Origin of the sequence: Streptomyces sp. SID13726, assembly GCF_010548375.1 — a bacterium.
In the GTDB taxonomy this organism is placed as follows: Bacteria; Actinomycetota; Actinomycetes; order Streptomycetales; family Streptomycetaceae; genus Streptomyces.
This window is the reverse complement of the sequence record NZ_JAAGLY010000103.1, coordinates 1-712: the sequence shown is the minus strand read 5'-3', so window position 1 is coordinate 712 and position 712 is coordinate 1. Positions and strand designations below refer to the sequence as shown.

At 73.6% G+C, this 712-nt stretch carries 1 protein-coding gene; it reads left to right on the top strand.

The window, feature by feature from the left end; translation table 11 throughout:
- Nucleotides 1-18: 18 nt before the first annotated feature.
- On the top strand, nucleotides 19-712 hold a 694-nt coding region (locus tag G3I78_RS46575; RefSeq protein ID WP_239158451.1), incomplete at its 3' end, for a fibronectin type III domain-containing protein.

Below are 712 nucleotides of genomic sequence, written 5' to 3'. Positions count from 1 at the left end.
AACCCGACGTCCACCGCGATGACGCAGTGGACCCTCGAGTTCGACCTCCCGCCCGGCGTCACGATGGGCGGCTTCTACCACGGCACGGCGACGCAGACCGGCAACCACGTGAAGGTGGTCAACGCCCACTACAACGGCAGCATCCCCGCCGGGGGGAGCACCACGACGTGGAGCCCCTGGTTCATCGCCTACGGCTCGGGCGCGGCACCGCTGAACTGCCGGATCAACGGGTTCAAGTGCGACGGGTCCGCGGACCAGCCGCCGTCGGCGCCGACCGGCCTGACCGCGACCGGCCGCACCACGACCACGGCCTCGCTCTCCTGGACCGCGGCGACGGCCGCCGACTTCCCGGTCGCGGGCTACGAGGTCCTCGTGGACGGCACGGTCGAGACGTCCGTGACCTCGACCGAGGTCGTCCTCACCGGGCGCAGCCCGAGCACGCCGTACACGGTCACGGTGCGCGCCACGGACACCCGCGGCAACGCGTCGGCCCCGAGCGCCCCGGTGACCGTGACGACGCTCGACCCGGCGGACGACACCACCCCGCCGACGACGCCCGGCGGCCTCCGCGCGACGGCGCGGTCGAGCACCACCGTCTCGCTCGCGTGGGACCCCTCCAGCGACGCGAACGGCATCGCGGGCTACGACGTCTACGTCGACGGCACGCGACGTTCCACCGTCACCGGGACCACGGCGACGGTGCCGGGCCTGT